This window comes from Streptococcus mitis, from assembly GCF_001074635.1.
Classification (GTDB): Bacteria; Bacillota; Bacilli; order Lactobacillales; family Streptococcaceae; genus Streptococcus; species Streptococcus mitis_E.
The window spans coordinates 1-214 of the sequence record NZ_JUQO01000209.1 but is presented as its reverse complement, the minus strand read 5'-3'; the positions used below and the strand labels follow the sequence as shown (position 1 = coordinate 214).

The following is a 214-nucleotide window of genomic DNA, read 5'->3' as shown; positions in this document are numbered from 1 at the left end:
AGAAGGAACTAAATTCCAAAGTGATAACCCAGGAATTACAGTTGGCAAAGATGGCAAAGTAATCGTAACCATTCCAGAAGGAGCGAAACCAGGGGATAAGATTACAGGAACCATCACAGTAACATATCCAGACGGTTCTAAAGATGAAGTTCCAGTGGAGGTAACGGTTAGAGAAAAAGACAAAGACATCTACACCCCAGAGTACGATAAAGGA

Annotated in this window: 1 protein-coding gene; it reads left to right on the top strand. The window is 41.6% G+C overall.

The features are described 5' to 3' along the window. Positions 1-214 (top strand): YPDG domain-containing protein (locus ADI58_RS08895; protein ID WP_049522301.1); only part of this gene is annotated, 214 nt, incomplete at both ends.